Annotated in this window: 20 protein-coding genes; 13 read left to right on the forward strand and 7 right to left on the reverse strand. The window is 67.3% G+C overall.

What is annotated here, in order from left to right:
• Window positions 1-113: 113 nt before the first annotated feature.
• The 5 genes from recA (at window position 114) to dapF (ending at window position 5,310) form a co-directional block, all read left to right on the forward strand.
• Window positions 114-1,154: a recombinase RecA gene (recA, locus tag FHX47_RS06300; protein WP_183358061.1), complete on the forward strand. Its 1,041-nt coding sequence runs from the start codon at window positions 114-116 to the stop codon at window positions 1,152-1,154.
• Window positions 1,155-1,159: 5 nt separating this feature from the next.
• On the forward strand, window positions 1,160-1,792 hold the full coding sequence (locus FHX47_RS06305; protein ID WP_183358062.1) for a regulatory protein RecX: 633 nt from the start codon (window positions 1,160-1,162) through the stop codon (window positions 1,790-1,792).
• Between the two features lie 113 nt (window positions 1,793-1,905).
• Window positions 1,906-3,456, forward strand: coding sequence for a tRNA (N6-isopentenyl adenosine(37)-C2)-methylthiotransferase MiaB (gene miaB / locus FHX47_RS06310; protein ID WP_183358063.1), 1,551 nt, complete (start codon window positions 1,906-1,908; stop codon window positions 3,454-3,456).
• A gap of 1 nt (window position 3,457) precedes the next feature.
• A complete protein-coding gene (miaA, locus tag FHX47_RS06315; RefSeq protein WP_343064325.1) occupies window positions 3,458-4,390 on the forward strand; it encodes a tRNA (adenosine(37)-N6)-dimethylallyltransferase MiaA in 933 nt (310 codons plus the stop codon).
• 8 nt (window positions 4,391-4,398) lie between these two features.
• Window positions 4,399-5,310, forward strand: a complete 912-nt coding sequence (gene dapF / locus FHX47_RS06320) for a diaminopimelate epimerase (RefSeq protein ID WP_183358064.1) — start codon at window positions 4,399-4,401, stop codon at window positions 5,308-5,310.
• On the opposite strand, the gene FHX47_RS06325 is transcribed toward dapF, so the two are convergent.
• Together FHX47_RS06325 and FHX47_RS06330 are read right to left on the reverse strand one after the other, a co-directional pair.
• Window positions 5,297-6,619 (reverse strand): folylpolyglutamate synthase/dihydrofolate synthase family protein, encoded by a 1,323-nt coding sequence (locus FHX47_RS06325; protein WP_183358065.1) that lies wholly within the window; start codon window positions 6,617-6,619, stop codon window positions 5,297-5,299. The genes dapF and FHX47_RS06325 overlap by 14 nt on opposite strands.
• Window positions 6,616-7,221, reverse strand: a complete 606-nt coding sequence (locus tag FHX47_RS06330) for a class I SAM-dependent methyltransferase (protein WP_183358066.1) — start codon at window positions 7,219-7,221, stop codon at window positions 6,616-6,618. Before FHX47_RS06330 ends, FHX47_RS06325 begins: the two co-directional genes overlap by 4 nt.
• 198 nt (window positions 7,222-7,419) lie before the next feature.
• Here FHX47_RS06330 and hflX point away from each other — a divergent pair, with 198 nt between their 5' ends.
• Together hflX and FHX47_RS06340 are read left to right on the forward strand one after the other, a co-directional pair.
• A complete protein-coding gene (gene hflX / locus FHX47_RS06335; RefSeq protein ID WP_183358067.1) occupies window positions 7,420-9,063 on the forward strand; it encodes a GTPase HflX in 1,644 nt (547 codons plus the stop codon).
• Window positions 9,064-9,066: 3 nt separating this feature from the next.
• Entirely contained in the window at window positions 9,067-11,151 is a 2,085-nt protein-coding gene (locus FHX47_RS06340) for an ATP-dependent DNA helicase (RefSeq protein ID WP_183358068.1), read from the forward strand.
• Window positions 11,152-11,179: 28 nt separating this feature from the next.
• Here the strand turns inward: FHX47_RS06340 and lexA are convergent, their stop codons facing one another.
• Entirely contained in the window at window positions 11,180-11,926 is a 747-nt protein-coding gene (gene lexA / locus FHX47_RS06345) for a transcriptional repressor LexA (RefSeq protein WP_183358069.1), read from the reverse strand.
• A 214-nt stretch (window positions 11,927-12,140) separates the two neighbouring features.
• Between lexA and FHX47_RS06350 the strand changes: the two genes are divergently transcribed.
• From FHX47_RS06350 to FHX47_RS06375, 6 genes are read left to right on the forward strand one after another with little or no spacing between them, the layout of a single operon-like run.
• Entirely contained in the window at window positions 12,141-12,494 is a 354-nt protein-coding gene (locus FHX47_RS06350) for a LysM peptidoglycan-binding domain-containing protein (protein WP_183358070.1), read from the forward strand.
• A 22-nt stretch (window positions 12,495-12,516) separates the two neighbouring features.
• Entirely contained in the window at window positions 12,517-13,623 is a 1,107-nt protein-coding gene (locus FHX47_RS06355; RefSeq protein ID WP_183358071.1) for a histidinol-phosphate transaminase, read from the forward strand.
• Window positions 13,624-13,635: 12 nt separating this feature from the next.
• Complete coding sequence (gene hisB / locus FHX47_RS06360; RefSeq protein ID WP_183358072.1) at window positions 13,636-14,253, forward strand: imidazoleglycerol-phosphate dehydratase HisB; 618 nt, start codon at window positions 13,636-13,638, stop codon at window positions 14,251-14,253.
• The gene (hisH, locus tag FHX47_RS06365; RefSeq protein WP_183357778.1) at window positions 14,250-14,888 is read left to right on the forward strand and encodes an imidazole glycerol phosphate synthase subunit HisH; all 639 of its coding nucleotides are present in this window, start codon (window positions 14,250-14,252) and stop codon (window positions 14,886-14,888) included. Before hisB ends, hisH begins: the two co-directional genes overlap by 4 nt.
• Window positions 14,885-15,616, forward strand: a complete 732-nt coding sequence (gene priA / locus FHX47_RS06370) for a bifunctional 1-(5-phosphoribosyl)-5-((5-phosphoribosylamino)methylideneamino)imidazole-4-carboxamide isomerase/phosphoribosylanthranilate isomerase PriA (RefSeq protein WP_183357777.1) — start codon at window positions 14,885-14,887, stop codon at window positions 15,614-15,616. Before hisH ends, priA begins: the two co-directional genes overlap by 4 nt.
• Window positions 15,616-16,503, forward strand: a complete 888-nt coding sequence (locus FHX47_RS06375) for an SseB family protein (protein WP_183357776.1) — start codon at window positions 15,616-15,618, stop codon at window positions 16,501-16,503. The genes priA and FHX47_RS06375 overlap by 1 nt, the downstream gene beginning before the upstream one ends.
• On the opposite strand, the gene FHX47_RS06380 is transcribed toward FHX47_RS06375, so the two are convergent.
• The 4 genes from FHX47_RS06380 to FHX47_RS06395 form a co-directional block, all read right to left on the reverse strand.
• Complete coding sequence (locus FHX47_RS06380) at window positions 16,500-16,982, reverse strand: MarR family winged helix-turn-helix transcriptional regulator (RefSeq protein WP_343064307.1); 483 nt, start codon at window positions 16,980-16,982, stop codon at window positions 16,500-16,502. The genes FHX47_RS06375 and FHX47_RS06380 overlap by 4 nt on opposite strands.
• 75 nt (window positions 16,983-17,057) lie before the next feature.
• The gene (locus FHX47_RS06385; protein WP_183357775.1) at window positions 17,058-17,717 is read right to left on the reverse strand and encodes a CoA transferase subunit B; all 660 of its coding nucleotides are present in this window, start codon (window positions 17,715-17,717) and stop codon (window positions 17,058-17,060) included.
• A 1-nt stretch (window position 17,718) separates the two neighbouring features.
• Window positions 17,719-18,507, reverse strand: coding sequence for a 3-oxoacid CoA-transferase subunit A (locus tag FHX47_RS06390; RefSeq protein WP_183357774.1), 789 nt, complete (start codon window positions 18,505-18,507; stop codon window positions 17,719-17,721).
• 48 nt (window positions 18,508-18,555) lie between these two features.
• The coding region (locus FHX47_RS06395) for an SDR family oxidoreductase (RefSeq protein ID WP_183358073.1) at window positions 18,556-19,145 on the reverse strand (590 nt) is incomplete at its 5' end.

Raw genomic sequence — 19,145 nt, forward strand, 5'->3', positions numbered from 1 at the left:
CGACTGCAGCACGCGGGGCAGTGCACAGGATATTCAGCTGACAGTCAGTGTGTCCGAGGCAGCGCCTAGTCTTGAAATTGTCAGCCGATGGCAACAACTACGTGAGGTGAACCATGGCGAAAAGTCCAGATCGCGAGAAGGCCTTAGAGGCCGCGCTGGCCCAGATCGATAAGCAGTACGGCAAGGGCTCGGTGATGCGTCTGGGGGACGAGACCCGCGCCCCTATGGAAGTGATCCCGACCTCATCCATCGCCCTGGACGCCGCACTGGGCATCGGCGGCTTCCCCCGCGGCCGTGTGGTGGAGGTCTACGGCCCGGAATCATCGGGTAAGACCACAGTGGCCCTTCATGCTGTCGCCAACGCCCAGCGCAACGGCGGCATCGCTGCCTTCATCGACGCCGAGCACGCCCTGGATCCTACCTATGCGGAGAAGCTGGGCGTGGACACTGATGCGCTGCTGGTCTCTCAGCCGGACACCGGTGAGCAGGCCTTAGAGATTATGGACATGTTGGTCTCCTCCGGTTCCTTGGACGTGGTGGTCATCGACTCGGTGGCCGCACTGGTTCCCCGCGCGGAGATCGAAGGTGAGATGGGCGACGCCCACGTCGGTCTGCAGGCACGGCTGATGTCGCAGGCGCTGCGCAAGATCGCCGGCCGTCTGGGGCAGACCAAGACCACGGCGATCTTCATCAACCAGCTGCGTGAGAAGGTCGGGGTGTTCTTCGGCTCCCCGGAGACCACCTCCGGCGGCAAGGCCCTGAAGTTCTACGCCTCAGTCCGCGTGGATGTGCGGCGCATCGAAACGCTCAAGGACGGCACCGACGCCGTGGCCAACCGGACCCGGGCGAAGATCGTGAAGAACAAGATGGCCCCGCCGTTCAAACAGGCTGAGTTCGACATCGTCTACGGAGAGGGCATCTCCCGAGAGGGCGGGCTCATCGACGTCGGTGTGGAGAACGGGCTGGTCAAGAAGTCCGGCGCCTGGTTCACCTATGAGGGCGACCAGCTGGGTCAGGGCAAAGAGAAGGCCCGCCAGTTCCTGAAGGACAACCCCGACCTCGCCGATGAGATCGAAGCCAAGATCAAGCAGAAGCTGGGCATCGGACAAGCACCCGAAGGGGAGGGTCCGGACCTGCAGGCGGTCGAGGGATAGCAGCGATGACTGATCAGCCCTCCGCTGAGCAGGGTGCCGCACTGGCGCAGCTGCGCGAGTCCGTCTCCCGGGTCGAGGCTGGTGACTACCGGTCGGCTGGGCCGAGCACGCAGCAGAGGCCGGCCGAACCGGTCTCTGACCAGGAGGACTACTCAAAGGCGCGGGCGGTGGTGCTGCGCAAGCTCACCGGATCGGCAAAGTCCCGTCACCAGCTCGCTCAAAGCCTGCGCGAACGGGATTTCTCCGAAGAGATCATCGCCACTGTGCTGGATCGCATGGAGGAGGTCCAGCTCATCGACGATTTGGAGTTTGCCCGCACCTGGGTGCGCACCCGCCACGAGCTCAAGGGCCTGGGGTCAGCCGCCCTGCGGCGAGAGCTGCAGGAGCGCGGCGTGGACCCAACGGACATCGAAGGGGCCCTGGAGCAGCTCAGCGCCGAGGATGAGGATGCCGCAGCGGCCGAACTCATCGCTAATAAGCTGCGCGGAGTCTCCCTGCCGGTGGGCCACGGCCCGCAGGAGCGCAAGGAGCGCGATAAGATCACCCGCCGACTGGTGGGCATGCTCGCCCGCCGCGGCCACAGCCCAGGTGCTGCGCTGAAGCTGGTCAGAGAAGCCGTCGAATCGGTGAATCACTGAACGACTCCAAAGGTGGCAGAGGCGGGGTCAGCAGAGGCGGTAGAATCAGCGGAGAATCCCCTACCGACCTCGTTGACAAGCAGCACTGAGCAGAAAAGTAGCACTGAGCAGATATGACCCAGACTGTCCTGGACCGCGACGGCATCGCAGCACCACAGCAGACCTATCAGGTGCGCACCTTCGGCTGCCAGATGAACGTCCACGACTCCGAACGCATCTCCGGCCTCCTGGAGGAGGCCGGCTACACCCCGGCCGCTGAGGACGCCACCCCGGATCTGATGGTCTTCAACACCTGCGCGGTCCGAGAGAACGCCGACAACCGGCTCTACGGAAACCTGGGCCAGCTCAAACCGGTCAAAGAGGAACACGGCATGCAGATCGCCGTCGGCGGCTGCCTGGCCCAGAAGGACCAGGACAAAGTGCAGGAACGCGCCCCCTGGGTCGATGTGGTCTTCGGCACCCACAACATCGGTTCGCTGCCCACCCTGCTGGAGAGATCCCGGCACAACCAAGAGGCCTCGATCGAGATCCTCGAATCCCTGGAGACCTTTCCCTCCACACTGCCGACCAAACGCGAATCGGTGCACTCCGGGTGGGTGTCCATCTCCGTGGGCTGCAACAACACCTGCACCTTCTGCATCGTGCCCTCACTGCGCGGCAAGGAGCGCGACCGCCGTCCGGGCGAGATTCTCGCCGAGGTCCAGGCCCTGGTCGACGACGGCGCCGTGGAGGTCACCCTGCTGGGCCAGAACGTCAACACCTACGGTGTGGAGTTCCGCGACCGCGGAGCCTTCGCGAAGCTGCTGCGCGCCTGCGGCGAGATTGAGGGCCTGGAGCGGGTGCGCTTCACCAGCCCGCACCCGGCCAGCTTCACCGATGACGTCATCGACGCCATGGCTGAGACCGACAATGTGATGCCCCAGCTGCACATGCCGCTGCAGTCCGGCTCAGACCGCATCCTGAAGGCCATGCGCCGCAGCTACCGGTCCAAGCGGTTCTTGGGCATCCTGGACAAGGTCCGGGAACGCATCCCGCACGCTGCGGTGACCACCGACATCATCGTCGGATTCCCCGGTGAGACCGAGGAGGACTTTGAAGAGACGATGCGTGTGGTCGAAGCCTCACGGTTCTCCTCCGCGTTCACCTTCCAATACTCAGCCCGCCCCGGCACCCCGGCCGCTGAGATGGAGGATCAGATCCCCAAAGAGGTGGTCCAGCAGCGATTCGAACGTCTGGTGCAGCTGCAGGACCGCATTGCAGCCGAGGAGAACGCCAAGCTGGTGGGAACCACCCAGGAGGTGCTGGTCACCGCTGACTCCGGAAGCAAGAACCAACAGACCGGCAGGCTCTCCGGCCGCGCTCAGGACCACAGGCTGGTCCACTTCAGCGTCCCGCAGGGCGCCGACCAGCCGCGCCCCGGTGACTTTGTGACCGTTCCCATCACCGAAGCCGGCGGATTCCACCTTTTGGCCGACCCCGCAGCTGAGCAGTACCAGCTGCGCCGCTCCCGCTCCGGGGAGGCCTGGGACCGGTGGCAGGCCGACTCCTGCGGGGTGGGCACCACCCAGGTGAGCAGCTCCGCCGGCGGGGCCGTGTCGCTGGGCATGCCCTCGATGCCCGGTGCAGCGACCAACCCCGCAGCGACCAATCCCGTCGGCTCCTGAGGTGGCGCAGCAGCCGCTGATCGCCATCACCGGTCCCACAGCCTCGGGAAAGAGCGGACTTGCCGTAGAGGTCGCCCGGGGCCTCAGCGAGGCGGGCACACCGGCGGAGATCATCAGTGCCGACTCCATGCAGCTCTACCGCGGAATGGACATCGGCACCGCCAAAGTCACCGGCGCCGACCAGCAGGGCGTTCCCCACCACCTGCTCGACGTCCTCGACGTCACCGAAGAAGCCTCCGCCGCCGACTATCAGCAGCAGGCACGAGCGGTGATCGCAGATATTCGCCGCCGCGGGGCAGTGCCGATCCTCGCGGGCGGCTCGGGACTCTACGTGCGCGCCGTCCTGGATGTCATCGAGTTCCCGCCCACTGACCCGCAGGTCCGTGCGGAGATGACCGCACTGTGGGAGGAACAGGGTGCGGCAGAGGTGCGCCGTCAGCTGCGCGAAGCAGACCCAGAATCGGCGGCCGCGATCAAAGACGACCGGCGACTGATCCGTGCCCTGGAGGTGGTGCGCCTCACCGGCCGCAGCTTCTCCTCCTATATGCCCCAGCGCGTCCATGAACCCAGCGTGGAACCGGTGCTGCAGCTGGGACTGCGCACCGACCGACAACTGCTGCACCAGCGCATCGCCGCCCGCGTGCACCACATGGCCGAACAGGGGCTGCTTCAGGAGGTCACCGCCTTGGAGGCCGCAGGCCTGCGCCGGGGCGTCACCGCATCCCGGGCCATCGGCTACCAGCAGTACCTGCGCGTTATCGACGGCGAATGGGCAGAGCAGACCGCGGTGGACGACACCATCATCGCGACCAGAAAGTTCGCCCGCCGCCAGGACACCTGGTTCCGCGCCGACCCCAGAATCACCTGGCTCGACGCGCCGTCAGCGACCCTGGTGGACGAGGCGATGGAAGTGATTCGGCCCGAAACTGGTTGACTACAGATATGCGCTTCACCAAGGCCCACGCCACGGGCAACGACTTCGTGCTGATTGCCGACCCGCAGGCACAGCACCCCCTGGACGCAGAATTCACCGCCGCCGTCTGCGACCGACACTTCGGCATCGGTGCCGATGGGCTCATCCGTGCGGTGCCCGCCCAACGCAGCGAGGACGGCAGAACCGCGCTGACAGAGGCAGGACTGACCAGCACTGAGGAGGCGCCTCTGTGGTTCATGGACTACCGCAACGCCGATGGGTCCATCGCCGAGATGTGCGGCAACGGGGTGCGAGCCTTCGCCCAATTTCTGCGCGCCGAAGGTCTTGCTGAGCTCACCGAGGGCACCCTGCCGGTGCTCACCCGTGCCGGACTCAAGACGGTGCGCGCCTCCGAGGAGGGCTACGCGGTCGGCATGGGCGTCTGGTCCTTCATCGACCCGGAGCTCGCCTCCCAGCGAGCCAGCGACTCCCTGGTTCAAGCCGCCGGGCTGGAGGACCCCCGACCGGCGCTGAGCATTTCGATGGGCAACCCGCATACCGTCGTCGCGCTGCCTGACAGTGACGCCCTGCAGGCCCTGCAGCTGCACCAGGCGCCCACGGTGGACCCCACACCGCCCCATGGCACCAACGTGGAGTTCGTCGTGCCAGCAGACCCGCTGGTCGAAGACGGCGTCGGCCGGGTCACCATGCGAGTCCACGAACGGGGAGTCGGCGAGACGCTCTCCTGCGGAACCGGAGCCTGCGCGGCAGCAGCGGCAGTGCGAGTCTGGGCCGCAGACCAAGGCGTGGACACCTGGCGGCTGAACGTGCCCGGAGGGGACGTCACAGTCCGCTTCCACGCCCGCGCCGACGGCGCAGAAGAGGTCGAACTCTCCGGCCCAACAGTGCAGGTCTATCGCGGCGAACTCATGGCAGAGTGAAGAGGCGATCGGCGTCGGCGCCCAGGGTGCGCAGCACCAATGAGGTGTAGAGAACGGTGCCCACCACCAGCGAGTTCCCGGCATCCAGCAGCTCTGCCAACGATTCCTGGGGGAGCCACTCCCAGGGCCACCCGGATCGGTCCGGCATGCCGGTGTAGGCCTCGGGCAGCTCCACAAAGACCCGTCGTCCGGCAAAGTTCTCCAGCTCTGCGATGAACCCGGTGAGGTCCTTATCTGGCGGCAGGCACACCAGCACCTGATCCACCGTCTGCATCCGAGCATGGGCGAACGCCAGGGCGGCGGCCAACCCGGGGCCGGAGACCGCGGAATCGACCACACACTGCCGACCGGCTGGTGTGGTGTGCACTGACATGCGCCCCGGATAGTTGACCGAGGCCACCGCCTGCTTCAGCCCAGCACCGTACAGCCCAGCACCGTGCAGGCCCGACTCATGGGATTCCTCCGACGCCGGGCTCATCAGCCGGGCGTGCAGGCCCAGCCCCGCCGCAATGCCGACTGCCGCGTTGTCCCGCTGCAGGCCCGCAGGCAGATGTGCGGCCAGCTGAGCCGCACGCTCATCAGGTCCCAGCAGCGGTGTGCCGGTGACCGCGCACCGCTGCCGAAGCACCTCTGCGGGTTCTGGGGCCTGCGCACCGGTGAGGCAGAACTGAGTATCGTCAGTGACCACCGCCGCCTTGTCCGCTGCGACATCGGTGAGAGTCGGGCCCAGCAGATCCAGGTGCTCACCGAAGACGGCTGTCACCGCCACGGCATCAAGCCGCCAGTGCGAGAGATCATCGCTGGCCCCACCGATGCCCGCCTCAGCCACGACGACGTCGACCCCCGCCTCAGCGAACACCAGCATCGCCATCACCATGAACAGGCCGGTGGGCGCCAGATACCCGGACGCCGCGCTGGCCTGCGGAAGGCGCTCGCGAGCCCACTGGATCCGCCGCAGAGCACGCCGGCGCGTGGAGTCATCGATCACCACGCCGTCAATCCGGATCCGGTCTGCATTGGAGAGGACCCCCGGACTCATCACCGTTCCCACTCGGTGGCCGACTCCGGCCAGGGTGGCTGAGGCATAGGCGGCGGCGGTTCCCTTCCCCTTGGAGCCGACCACCCCCAGCGTGTGGTGCCCGAGGTGGGCGGGATCGTAGCCCAACACCTGAAGCAGTGCCCGGGTGCGGGCCAGCGAGCGGGAGGAGACATGACGCAGGGTGCGCCATTCATCGAAGATCACGATCTCTTCGTACTCATCCAGCGGCAGCGCCTCCAGGGGTGCCCCGTGGCCCTCGGCGGGACTCATCGGCGCACCACGTGCAACAGCCGGAACCCCTTAGACGTCTGGGGCCGGTCCACGCTGTACTGCGCACCCAGCTCGGCGCTCAGCCACCGCTGCAGGGAGTCGGCCCCCAGGTTCTTCTGCACCACCAACCAGGCTTCACCGCCAGTCGCCAGCCGCGGCAGCCACTGCTGAAGAATCTGGTGCAGCACAGCCTTGCCCACCCGGATCGGAGGGTTCGACCAGACGGTGGAAAACTCGGTCTCCGCCGGCACCTCCTCCGGTGGGCACACCTCCACGTTGTCCAGCCCCAGAGCCGAGGCATTCTGCCGGCACAGCGTGCGGGCGCGCTCGTTGACGTCGACCGCCCATATGGTGGCCTGCGGGGAGAGCATCGCCATGGTCAGCGTCATCGGCCCCCAGCCGCAGCCGACGTCGAGCAGATCACCCTGCTGCGCCGGCGCCGGTGCGCCGCGCAGCAGCACCTGGGTGCCCTTGTCCACTCCGTCGGGGGAGAAGATCCCGCCGGCCGTGCTGACGCTCACCTGCCGCCCCGCCAACTCGACCTCCACCGCACGCGGCTGAAAGGGCTCCTGAGGCGATGAGAAATAATGCGAAGTTGCCATCTGTTGAATCGTAGTACCATGGAGAGCATGTGGATTCGCCTGACCGGGTACGCACGGCCGAAATTTTCTGCCTGAGCACCCCTCGCCGCTCCTGGACGCCGTTGCCGCGCGTCCGGTTGAGCCTGCTCGAACCTCCACTCACACAAGCCCCGCACAGTGCGCCGCTGACGGCGTCGTCATCGTCCGGGCAAGGAATACATGACTGAACACAATAATTCACACCCCACCTCCAGCGTCGACCAGACCATCGCACGGATTCTGGCTGCCGATGAGGCTACACAGCAGAAGAAGCCGACCCGCTTCGTGGCCGATGAGCAGTTCCGCACTGACCCCAGCTCGGACAATGATCCCCGCTCTGAGACTGACCCCAGTGACGACACTGACTTCAACGACGACGTCAGGCGCAGCAGCATCCTGGACGGCCCCGCCCGGGTGCTCGCCGATGACGAGGGACACACTGAGCACGACGGCGACCAGTTCGATCTGTTCGAACGCCGCCGCCTGCGCCGGGTTGAGGGACTCTCCACCGAGCTGCAGGACGTCACCGAGGTGGAGAACCGGCAGCTGCGCCTGGAACGGGTGGTGCTGGCCGGGCTCTACCGCGGCGGCAGCGCCGAGGAGGCGGAGTACTCGCTGCGGGAGCTGGCCGCACTGGCCGAGACTGCCGGCTCCACGGTGCTCGACGGATTCCTGCAGCGCCGGTCGACCCCCGACCCCGGCACCTTCTTCGGCTCGGGCAAGGCCGAGCAGATCAAGGAGGCCGTCGCCGAGCTCGGCGCAGACACGGTGATCGTCGACTCGGAGCTGGCACCGTCCCAGCGCCGCGGCCTCGAGGACATCGTCAACGTCAAAGTCATCGACCGCACCGGCCTGATCCTGGACATCTTCGCCCAGCACGCCCAGTCCCGCGAGGGCAAGGCGCAGGTGGAGCTGGCCCAGCTGGAGTACCTGCTGCCACGGCTGCGCGGCTGGGGCGAATCCATGTCCCGCCAGGCCGGCGGACAGGTCGGCGGAGCCGGCGCCGGAATGGGCTCCCGGGGCCCCGGTGAGACGCAGATCGAACTGGACCGACGCCGCATCAACCGACGCATGGCCAGGCTGCGCCGCGACATCGCGGCGATGAAGCCGGCACGCGAGACCAAACGTGCCAATCGGCGTCGTCATGCTGTGCCCTCGGTGGCGATCGCCGGCTACACCAACGCGGGCAAATCCAGTCTGCTCAACCGGCTCACCGACGCCGAAGTGCTGGTGGAGAACGCGCTGTTCGCCACCCTGGACCCCACCACGCGCAAAGCCGCAACCCCGGACGGCCTGGGCTACACGCTCTCTGACACTGTGGGCTTCGTCCGCCAGCTGCCCACCCAGCTGGTGGAAGCATTCCGCTCCACACTGGAGGAGGTCGCAGCGGCCGACCTGATTCTCCACGTGGTCGATGCCTCCCACCCGGAGCCGGAGGCCCAGATCACCGCAGTGCGCACCGTGCTCACCGAGGTCGAGGCCCACCAGGTGGACGAGATCATCGTGCTCAACAAGGCCGACGCCGCCGACTCTCACGTCATCGAGCGCATTCGGCGCCGTGAGCCGCATGTGGCGGTGGTCTCTGCGCGCACCGGTCAGGGCATCGCCGAGCTGAAGCAGGCCATCGCAGAGGCCATACCGCGGCCCTCGGTGCCCATGGAGCTGCTGGTCCCCTACGCCGAAGGCGAGGTGGTTTCCCGGCTGCACGCCCAGGACGCCGAGATCCTTGAGACCAGCTATCAGCAGCAGGGCACTCGGCTCAGCGTGAAGGTGGGTCCGGCGTTGGCTGCCGAACTGGGGCGCTACCAGGTGGAAGACTCGTAGCCGATGACGACGACGGCACAGGCTGACCAGAGCCCAGCAGGACCTGAGGACTCGGCGCCCGCCCAGCGGGCGGTTCAGCTGCTGGACACCGCAGTGGAGGCCTTCGGCGGGTCCCGTCGCGAGGGTCAGGAGGACATGGCCCGGCGGGTGGCCGACTCCTTCGCGCAGCAGAAGCACCTGCTGGTGCAGGCCGGAACCGGCACCGGCAAGTCGCTGGCCTATCTGGTGCCGGCGGCGCTGCACGCGGTGGAGGCGGAGAAGCCGGTGCTGATCTCCACGGCCACCCTGGCGCTGCAGGCCCAGATCATGGGCCGGGACCTGCCCGCACTGCTGGACTCGGTCACCTCCGAGCTGCCGCGAGAGGTGGACATCGCCCTGGTGAAGGGCCGGGCCAACTACCTGTGCAAACACAAGCTCGCCGGCGGCTTCGGCGAGCAGGACGACGACCAGGAGGCGCTCTTTGCCGCTGGGGTGGAACCCGGCGGGGGAGTGACCACCTATGAGCCCACCACCCGGATGGGCCGCGAGGTGCTGCGGCTGCGCGAATGGGCTGAGGAGACCGACACCGGTGACCGCGACGACCTCACCGAGGGGGTCACCGATCAGGCCTGGCGCCAGGTCTCGGTCAACGCCGTGGACTGCATCGGCCCGCGCAAGTGTCCCATGGCCGAGGAGTGCTTCTCGGAGTTGGCGCGCCACCGGGCCGCAGAGTCCGATCTGATCGTCACCAACCACGCGATGCTGGCCATCGACGCCTTCGAAGGCCTGGACGTGCTGCCCGAACACGACGCGGTGGTCATCGACGAGGCCCACGAACTGGCCGAACGGGTCACCTCGGCGGTCACCGTCCAACTCTCCGCCCAGATGATTCAGGCTGCCGCCAGCTCAGCGCGCAAACACACTGCGATCAACGTGGAGGCGCTGCAGGCTGCGGCCACCAGCATCGAGGCCGCGTTCGGTGGTCTCGAAGACGGCCTGCTTCCCGGCTTCAAGAGCGGCCGGGGCCTGACCGAGCAGCAGGCGTCGGCGGTGGAGGTCACCCGCAACGCAGCCCGCACTGCCCTGTCGGACTCCAAGCCAAGCGCGGAAGCCGAGGCCGACGCCGGCCGCACCACCGCCCGAGCCCGGCTGCAGGCTGTGCTGGAGGTGACCAACCGGATGCTGGACTCGGACCAGAGCGCCGACGTCGTCTGGATCTCTCGGCCGGGCACCTTCACTCCAGGGCAGGGATATCAGCCTGCTGAGCTCAGTGAACCCCCGATCATCTACGTGGCCCCCACCAGTGTGGCCTCCCGGCTGCGTGAGGGCCTCTTCGGCGATCGCACAGTCGTGCTGACCTCGGCGACTCTGACCATCGGGGATAGCTTCGAACCGGTGGCCGGGTCCCTGGGGCTGCTGGGGGAGCAGGCCCCCTCCTGGGACGCCGTGGATGTCGGCAGTCCCTTCGACTACCCCACACAGGGCGTGCTCTACGTGGCCAAACATCTTCCCCCGCCCTCGCTGAAGACTCAGGACGCCCAGCGCAAGGAGCTCGCTGAGCTGATCCAGGCCTCCGATGGGGCGACCCTGGCGCTGTTCTCCTCGCGCCGGGCAGCAGAGCAGGCCGCCGAGGAGCTGCGCGAGATCGTGGACGTGCCCATCCTCTGCCAGGGGGACTCCACCATGTCGGCGCTGGTGCGGGAATTCGCCTCCGATGAGCAGACGTGTCTGTTCGGCACGATGAGTCTGTGGCAGGGGGTCGACGTGCCGGGCCGCGCCTGCCGGATGGTGGTGATCGACCGCATCCCGTTCCCACGGCCCGATGATCCGCTGAGCACCGCACGCAGCCTAGAAGTCTCCAAGGCCGGGGGCAACGGGTTCATGCAGGTCTCGGCAGCCCACGCGGCCACCCGCCTGGCCCAGGGTGCTGGCCGGCTGATCCGCACCGCAGAGGACCGCGGAGTCCTCGCAGTGCTGGATTCACGCCTGGCCAATGCCCGATACGGGACCTTCTTGAAGAAGTCGATGCCGCGCTTCTGGGCGACCACCGATGCACAGATAGCCCGCGGTGCGCTCACCCGCCTGGCCGCGGCGCCGCAGAGCGACTGAACAGCCGGCTCTGCAGTGAATTCTGGCTCTACAGGGAGCGCAGCACGGTCACCACTTTGCCCATAATGCTGGCCTCATCACCGAGGATCGGCTCATACAGTCGATTCTGCGGCAGCAGCCACTGGTGACCGTCGCGACGCTTCAGCGTCTTGACCGTCGCCTCATCCTCCAGCAGAGCCGCGACGATGTCGCCGTTGTCCGCATCCGGCTGGCGGCGCACCACGACCCAGTCGTCCTCACAGATGCCGGCTTCGATCATGGAGTCTCCGCGCACCTGCAGCATGAACAGCTCACCCTCTCCGGTGAGCTGGCGCGGCAGCGGCATCACATCCTCCACGTTCTGCTCGGCCAGGATGGGGCCGCCTGCGGCGATCTGGCCCACCAGGGGCACATCGGCGACCCGTGAGTCAGCGTCGGCCCGGTAGGCATCCAGATCCACCACCGTGGAATCCTCAGCCGGCGCGCTGGGGGAGACGGCCGTCTCATCGCTCAGCAGCCGGCCCTCAGCGTCGCGGATGACTTCCATGGCCCGCGGTTTGCCCGGCACGCGACGCAGATACCCCAGCTGCTGCAGCCTGGCCAGCTGGTGGGTGACCGAGGAGAGCGAGGCCAGTCCGCAGGCATCACCGATCTCGCGCATCGAGGGCGGGTAGCTGCGTTCGTTCAACGAGGTGCGGATCATTTCCACGATCGTGCGCTGGCGCTCGGTGAGCGGACGCGGCTCACCCGCATCCGCTGCTGTGCTCTGGTTCTGAGATGTGCCGTGTGCTGGCATCTGCCTGCCTCCTCCTGGGCCGGTGAAGAAGTGACAGCCAGCGTGTCCTACCCCGGTGCTGAGATAGTCACGACGTCGAACGTCACTTCGAACTTATGGGCTCAGAATACGCGAGACCGCACACATATTCCATACATATGTGCGAGTGTCGCCCACCAGTTCGAAGATATGTGCTATAAATAGAACACAGGTTCGATAAAGGAGGAGCTTCCCCATGACCACCACGAACTCTGCCACCGCCCACACCGGCACACCGGTCACGCTGACCCGCCGCGGACGCCTGGTGCTGCTGGGACTGCCCGTGCTGCTGGCCGTGGCCGCCGTGCTGGCAGGACTGCTGCTGGCGTCGGCCTCCCTGTTCAACCAGGCACAGGCCAGCACAGCCGAACAGCCCGGGGTCAGCGCCGTAGAGGTCGCTGTGGACCCAGGAGACACCCTGTGGTCACTGGCCCAGGACGCCCCCACCGATGACGACGTCCGGGAAGTCATGGCCGCCATCACCGAGCTCAACAACCTGGACAGTTCGCAGCTGCAGCCCGGTGAGGTGCTTCACGTTCCTGCTGACTGAGCCGCGGCACTAGAATGGTCTGGTGACTGAATCACCGCTTGAGGCACTGCCGATCCGTCCCGAACTGAGGGGACAGCAACCCTATGGGGCACCCCAGCTGAACGTCGAGGCCATGCTCAACGTCAATGAGACCACCTATGACGTTCCTGAAGAGGTGGTCGAGGCCATCGCCGAGCAGGTCCGAGCGGCGGCGCAGAGCCTCAACCGTTACCCCGACCGGGAGTTCACCGCACTGCGGCACAAGCTGGCCGGGTTCCTCACCAGTGAGTCCGCCGTCGCGCTCTCCGCGGAGCAGATCTGGGCGGCCAACGGCTCCAATGAAGTCATGCAGCACATCCTGCAGGCCTTCGCCGGCCCCGGTCGCAGCGTGATGTCCTTCCCGCCGACCTACTCGATGTATCCGCTCTACGCCCGCGGGGTCAACAGCGAGTACATCGCCGGCACCCGCAGCCCAGACTTCACCCAGACCCCTGAGGACGTCGCTGCCCAGATCCGTGAGCACCGGCCGAAGGTGGTCATTCTGTGCTCACCGAACAACCCCACCGGCACCGCCCTGCAGCTGGAAGTGGTCGAGGCCGCCTACCGGGCGGCGGCCGAGTCGGAGACCATAGTGGTGGTGGACGAGGCCTACGGCGAGTTCCGCCAGCCCGGCACCGAGTCCGCGCTGAGCATGCTCGCGGGCCGGCCCCGGCTGATCGTCACCCGCACCATGAGCAAAGCCTTCGCCATGGCCGGCGGGCGCCTGGGCTACCTGGCCGCCTCGCCAGCCGTGACGGACGCCCTGCGACTGGTGCGGCTGCCCTACCACCTCTCGGCGATCACCCAAGCGGCCGCCGGTGCCGCTCTGGACCACGCGCAGAATCTGATGGCCAATGTGGAACGCATCAAGACCCAGCGCGACCGCCTGGTCGTCGAGCTGCGCGGCATGGGGTTGGATCCGCATCCCTCAGACGCGAACTTCGTGTTCTTCGGCGGGCTCGACGACGCGACCGCGGCGTGGCAGCACCTGCTCGATGACGGCATCCTGGTCCGCGACGTGGGCATCGCCCATCACCTGCGGGTCACCGCCGGCACCGAGGCGGAGACCACCGGCTTCCTCACCTCACTGGCCACCTACCTCAACCGATAGGATCAGACTCTTATGGGAGCAGAACTTGTTGAAGCGCGCATCGCCCAGATGGAGCGCACCACCAGCGAATCCCGGGTGAAGGTCCGCATGGACCTCGACGGCACCGGGGCCTCGCACATCAGCACCACGGTGCCGTTCTTCGACCACATGCTCACCGCGCTGGCCAAGCATTCGCTCATTGATCTGAGCGTCGAGGCCGAAGGCGACACCCACATCGACGTCCACCACACCGTGGAGGACACCGCCATCGTCATCGGGGAGGTGCTGGCCACCGCATTGGGCGATAAGCGTGGAATCCGCCGGTTCGGCGAGGCGACCGTGCCCCTGGACGAGGCCCTGGCCCACGCAGTGGTCGACCTCTCCGGCAGGCCCTATATGGTCCACAGCGGTGAGCCCGAGGGCCAGCAGTACCACCTCATCGGCGGACACTTCACCGGGTCCATGACCCGACACGTGTTCGAATCGATCACCTACCACTCCGGCATCTGCCTGCATATGCGCCTGCTGGCCGGCCGGGACCCCCACCACATCGTCGAAGCCCAGTTCAAAGCCTTCGCCCGGGCGCTGCGCAGCGCAGCAGAGTCCGACCCGCGAACCGACGAGATCCCCTCCACCAAGGGTGCCCTGTGACCCGACCGAGCGTGGCCGTGCTCGACTACGGCTCAGGCAACGTCCACTCTGCGGTGCGAGCCCTGAACCGCGCCGGTGCCGCAGCGCAGCTGACCCGCGACACCCAGACGCTGCTGAACGCCGACGGGCTGGTGGTGCCGGGAGTCGGCGCGTTCTCTGCGGTGATGGAGGCGCTGAAGGCCATCGACGCCCCGCGCTGGATCGGCCGGCGGGTCGCCGGATCCCGGCCGGTGCTGGGCATCTGCGTGGGCCACCAGATCCTCTTCGAACGCGGGGTGGAGCACGGTGTGGCCGCCGAGGGCATGGGGGAGTGGCCCGGTGAGGTGACCGCCCTGCCCCGCGACGTCGTGGTGCCTCATATGGGCTGGAACACCGTCGACGCCCCAGCGCAGAGTGCGCTGTTCGAAGGCATCGGCCAGGAGCGGTTCTACTTTGTGCACTCCTACGCGGTGCAGACCTGGGACTTCGACCAGACCCTGGAGGTGATGCGGCCCCCGGCGATCACCTGGTCCCACCACGGAGCCGACTTCATCGCCGCGGTGGAGAACGGCCCGCTCACCGCGACCCAATTCCACCCCGAAAAGTCCGGCGACGCCGGAATGCAGCTGCTGCAAAACTGGATAGGAACACTATGAAACCCCTAGAACTTCTGCCCGCCGTCGACGTCGCCGAAGGCCAGGCCGTGCGCCTGGTCCAGGGCGAGGCCGGCTCCGAGACCGGCTACGGCGACCCCCTGGAGGCCGCCCAGACCTGGCAGCAGCAGGGGGCAGAGTGGATCCACCTGGTAGATCTCGACGCCGCCTTCGGCCGCGGGCACAACCGCGAGGTGCTGCGCCAGGTCGTCGACCAGATAAACATCAAGATCGAACTCTCCGGAGGCATCCGCGACGACGAATCCCTAGACCGCGCCCTGGAGATGGGCGCCACCCGGGTCAACCTGGGAACCGCCGCCCTGGAGGACCCTCAATGGACCGCCCGGGTCATCGCACGCTATGGAGACGCCGTCGCCGTGGGCCTGGACGTGCGCGGCGAGACCCTGGCCGCACGCGGCTGGACCAAGGAGGGCGGCAACCTCTGGGAGGTGCTCGCCCGCCTGGAGGACGCCGGCTGCCCGCGCTACGTGGTCACCGACGTCACCAAGGACGGCACCCTGCGCGGACCCAACACCGAGCTGCTGGCGGCCGTGGGGGCAAAGACCAATAAGCCCGTCATCGCCTCCGGAGGCATCTCCTCGCTGGACGACGTCGCCGCCCTGGCGAAGATGGTCTCCTCCGGTGTGGAGGGCGCGATCATGGGCAAGGCGCTCTACGCTGACAAATTCACCCTGCCGCAGGCGCTGAAGGTCGCCGCCGACTCGGCGTGATGAGCAGCCAGCAGCTGCCGGCGCACATCGCCAACCTGCTGGAACGCCAGCAGCGCACCGAGCATGGTGAGCCCGCCGACTCCGCCGGCGTTGCCTGGAGCGGGCGAGACCTCAGCGGTGCCGGCAACCCGCTGCACACCTTCGACGGCGACGACGGACACACCCCGGCCCCCATCGCCGCAGCCAGACGCCGGCTCATCGCCGGTGAGACCGACGAAGCCCAGTTCGTGGCCTCCCTGGCCGGCCAGCGACTCTTTGCTCCGGTGATCGCCACCGGCACCGGCGACGCCGACCACGGCGATAAGGAAGCCGATATTTCGCTGGTCTCGCTGACCGCCCCCGACGGGCGCCGGGCCATGCCGGTCTTCACCTCGGTGCAGGCGCTGACCGGCTGGCACCGGCAAGCGCGGCCGGTGGCAGCCGAAGCCGAACGGGTGATGCTGGCCGCCCTCGCCGAAGACGCCGAACTGGTGGTACTGGATCCCGGTGCCGCCGAGGCGCCTGCCGAACTGACCTATGTGATTCGCCGTCCAGCGCTGGAAGCCCTGGCTCAGGGGCGGCTGTGGACTCCCAGCTACTTAGACCATGAGCTGGCCCAGGCACTGGACGAGCTGCCGGATCAGTGCCCGGGGGTGGCCCAACTGGTGCTGAAGCCCCACCGGGGCATCATCACACAGGCGGGCAACGGCGCCCGGGTGCTCGGCGGCGGTCACGGCCCGGAGCTGAGCCTGGGGGTGGTGGTAAAACCCGGTACGGACGCCGTGGGTCAGCGGTTGGCACTGGCGGCCGTGGAGGCCGCCTGCGCAGACGTGGAGATGCTGTCTCAGCGTGCCGACTCGCTGCACATTCAGCTGGTGGATGGTGAGCTGGTCGAGCAGCCGCGTTAGTCCGACTGCTGCACTGTGCGCTGGATCTGGCCGCAGATGGCTTCCAGCGCCTCGGCCTCGGCCTCGTCCACGGCCGGGTGGAAGAGCTGCTTGATGTGCTGGGCATGCACCCGGGAGGCTGCGGTGAAGACTCTGCGGCCCTCATCGGTCAGCGTCGCGGTCATACCGCGCTTATCGTTGGGGTCGGCCGAACGCTCAATGAGGCCCTGAGCAGCCAGAGTCTTCACCTGATAGGAGAGTCGGGAGGGGGAGAAGACCATCTTCTCGGCCAGCTCCCCCATCCGCAGCTGATTCCCCTCCGCCTCGCTGAGCACCAGCAGCAGGTTGTAGTCGGTGATCTTCAGACCCGTGGTGGCGTGCAGCCGCTTCTCCATACGATCGGTGATCAGCGCCGAGGCTTCGAAGAACGCGCGCCACGCCTTGGCCTTCTGGGAGAATCCGGTGAGGTCACGCTGCCTGCTGGTGGGATCAATTGTCACCCGACCAGCTTACCGGCTGCTCACCCCTCAGTGCAGCGCGGCCTCAGTGAAGCGGGGCCTCAGTGCCGCGCAGCCTCAGTGCAGGGGAGCAGCGGTGGCTTCGCGGATCTGCTCCTCGCTCACCCCAGGGGCGGTCTCGACCAGCGTGAACTTGGGGTGGGCCGGATCCGAGCTGACCTCGACGACGCCCAGGTCGGTGATCACCGTGTTGACCACCCCACGGCCGGTCAGCGGCAGCGTGCACTGGGGCAGCAGCTTGGAGCTGCCGTCCTTGGTGCGATGGTCCATCAGCACCAGCACCCGCCGGGCGCCGTGCACCAGGTCCATGGCGCCGCCCATGCCCTTGACCATCTTGCCCGGGACCATCCAGTTGGCCAGATCACCGTTCGCCGCGACCTGCATGCCGCCCAGGACGGCGACGTCGAGCTTGGCCCCGCGGATCATCCCGAAGCTGGTGGCCGAGTCGAAGAATGCCGCCCCCGGGTTGGTGGTGACCGTCTCCTTGCCCGCATTGATCAGGTCTGGGTCCAGATTCTCCTCCAGGGGGTAGGGGCCGACGCCGAGGATTCCGTTCTCGGAGTGCAGGATGACTTCGCGGCCGGCCGGAATGTGGTTGGGGATCAGCGTCGGCATCCCGATTCCCAGGTTGGCGTAGTCGCCGTCCTGGATCTCCTGGGCCGCCCGGGCGGCCATCTGCTCGCGGGTCCAGCCCACTGCTGCGCTCTGCTCAGTCATCTCAGTTCTCCTCCTGTGAGCCGGTGCTCACGGTTCGCTTCTCGATCGGCTTGTCAATCTCGGTGCCGACCTCCAGCACGTGGTGGACGAAAATGCCCGGCAGGTGGACCTGGTCGGGGTCGAGCTCGCCGGGCTCGACGAGCTCCTCCACCTGGGCGATGCAGACCCGGCCGGCCATCGCCGCCGGGGGAGAGAACTGGCGGGCAGCCTTGTTGAACACCAGGTTGCCGTGCCGGTCCCCGCGGGCCGCGTGGACCAGGGAGAAGTCAGGCACGATCGACTCCTCCAGCGCGTAGCTCACGATGCGCCCGTCGGGACCGGGGAAGGGCCGCACCTCTTTGGGGCTGGACTCCTGAAGGATCTTGCCTTCGGTGTCGTAGCGGGTGGGAATGCCGCCGTCGGCCACCGGTGTGCCCACGCCTGCGCGGGTGTAGAAGGCGGGGATTCCGGAGCCGCCGGCACGCAGCTTCTCCGCCAGGGTGCCCTGCGGCACCAGCTCCAGCTCCAGCTCACCCTCCAGGTACTGGCGGGCGAACTCCTTGTTCTCTCCCACATAGGAGGAGATCATCTTCTTGATGCGGCCGGCCTTGAGCAGCAGCCCCAGGCCCCAGTCGTCGACGCCGGCATTATTGGAGGCGATGGTCAGCCCAGAGGCGCCTTGGTCCAGCAGAGCCTCAATCAGTTGGATCGGGTTGCCGGACAGCCCGAACCCGCCGACCGCCAGCGTCGCCCCGTCACCGATGGTGGCGACAGCCTCAGCCGCAGTGGCCACCGTTTTATTCACACTCACAATTGTTCCTCCTCGTCGGTCAGACGCTGCTGTCGCGAGCGCCGGTGATCATGCGGCAGTCCAGCCGCCGTCGATGGTGTACGAAGTCCCAGTCACCATACCGGAGGCGTCTGAGGCCAGCCAGGCAGCCAGAGAGGCGACCTCATCGACCTCGACCAGTCGCTTGACCGCAGATTCGGAGAGCATGATCTTCTCCACCACCTCATCCTCGCTGATGCTGTGGATCCGGGCCTGGTCGGCGATCTGCTTCTCCACCAGGGGAGTGCGCACATAGGCCGGGTTGATGCAGTTGGAGGTCACCCCGTGCTCGGCGCCCTCCAGTGCGGTGACCTTGGAGAGCCCCTCCAGGGCATGCTTGGCGGCGACGTAGGCCGATTTGTAGGGGCTCGCCCGCATCCCGTGGGCCGAGGAGAGGTTGATGATCCGGCCGAAGCCGCGCTCATACATGCCAGGCAGGGCGGCGCGGATCAGCAGGAACGGCGATTCGACCATCAGCCGGTGGATGAATCGCCACTTCTCGGGGTCGAACTCCTGGATGGGGGCCACGTGCTGGATGCCCGCGTTGTTGATCAGGATGTCGGTATCGAGTGACAGGTCCTCCAGCGCCTCGGTGTCGGCCAGATCCGTGCTCCAGGATT

The organism is Garicola koreensis (assembly GCF_014195445.1).
In the GTDB taxonomy this organism is placed as follows: Bacteria; Actinomycetota; Actinomycetes; order Actinomycetales; family Micrococcaceae; genus Nesterenkonia; species Nesterenkonia koreensis.

Bases quoted from the DNA above. Each gene is read 5' to 3' on its own strand.
- recA (WP_183358061.1), top strand. From the start codon at position 114: ATGGCGAAAAGTCCAGATCGCGAGAAGGCCTTAGAGGCCGCGCTGGCC.
- FHX47_RS06305 (WP_183358062.1), top strand. From the start codon at position 1,160: ATGACTGATCAGCCCTCCGCTGAGCAGGGTGCCGCACTGGCGCAGCTG.
- miaB (WP_183358063.1), top strand. From the start codon at position 1,906: ATGACCCAGACTGTCCTGGACCGCGACGGCATCGCAGCACCACAGCAG.
- dapF (WP_183358064.1), top strand. From the start codon at position 4,399: ATGCGCTTCACCAAGGCCCACGCCACGGGCAACGACTTCGTGCTGATT.
- FHX47_RS06325 (WP_183358065.1), bottom strand. From the start codon at position 6,619: ATGAGTCCCGCCGAGGGCCACGGGGCACCCCTGGAGGCGCTGCCGCTG.
- FHX47_RS06330 (WP_183358066.1), bottom strand. From the start codon at position 7,221: ATGGCAACTTCGCATTATTTCTCATCGCCTCAGGAGCCCTTTCAGCCG.
- hflX (WP_183358067.1), top strand. From the start codon at position 7,420: ATGACTGAACACAATAATTCACACCCCACCTCCAGCGTCGACCAGACC.
- FHX47_RS06340 (WP_183358068.1), top strand. From the start codon at position 9,067: ATGACGACGACGGCACAGGCTGACCAGAGCCCAGCAGGACCTGAGGAC.
- lexA (WP_183358069.1), bottom strand. From the start codon at position 11,926: ATGCCAGCACACGGCACATCTCAGAACCAGAGCACAGCAGCGGATGCG.
- FHX47_RS06350 (WP_183358070.1), top strand. From the start codon at position 12,141: ATGACCACCACGAACTCTGCCACCGCCCACACCGGCACACCGGTCACG.
- hisB (WP_183358072.1), top strand. From the start codon at position 13,636: ATGGGAGCAGAACTTGTTGAAGCGCGCATCGCCCAGATGGAGCGCACC.
- priA (WP_183357777.1), top strand. From the start codon at position 14,885: ATGAAACCCCTAGAACTTCTGCCCGCCGTCGACGTCGCCGAAGGCCAG.
- FHX47_RS06375 (WP_183357776.1), top strand. From the start codon at position 15,616: ATGAGCAGCCAGCAGCTGCCGGCGCACATCGCCAACCTGCTGGAACGC.
- FHX47_RS06385 (WP_183357775.1), bottom strand. From the start codon at position 17,717: ATGACTGAGCAGAGCGCAGCAGTGGGCTGGACCCGCGAGCAGATGGCC.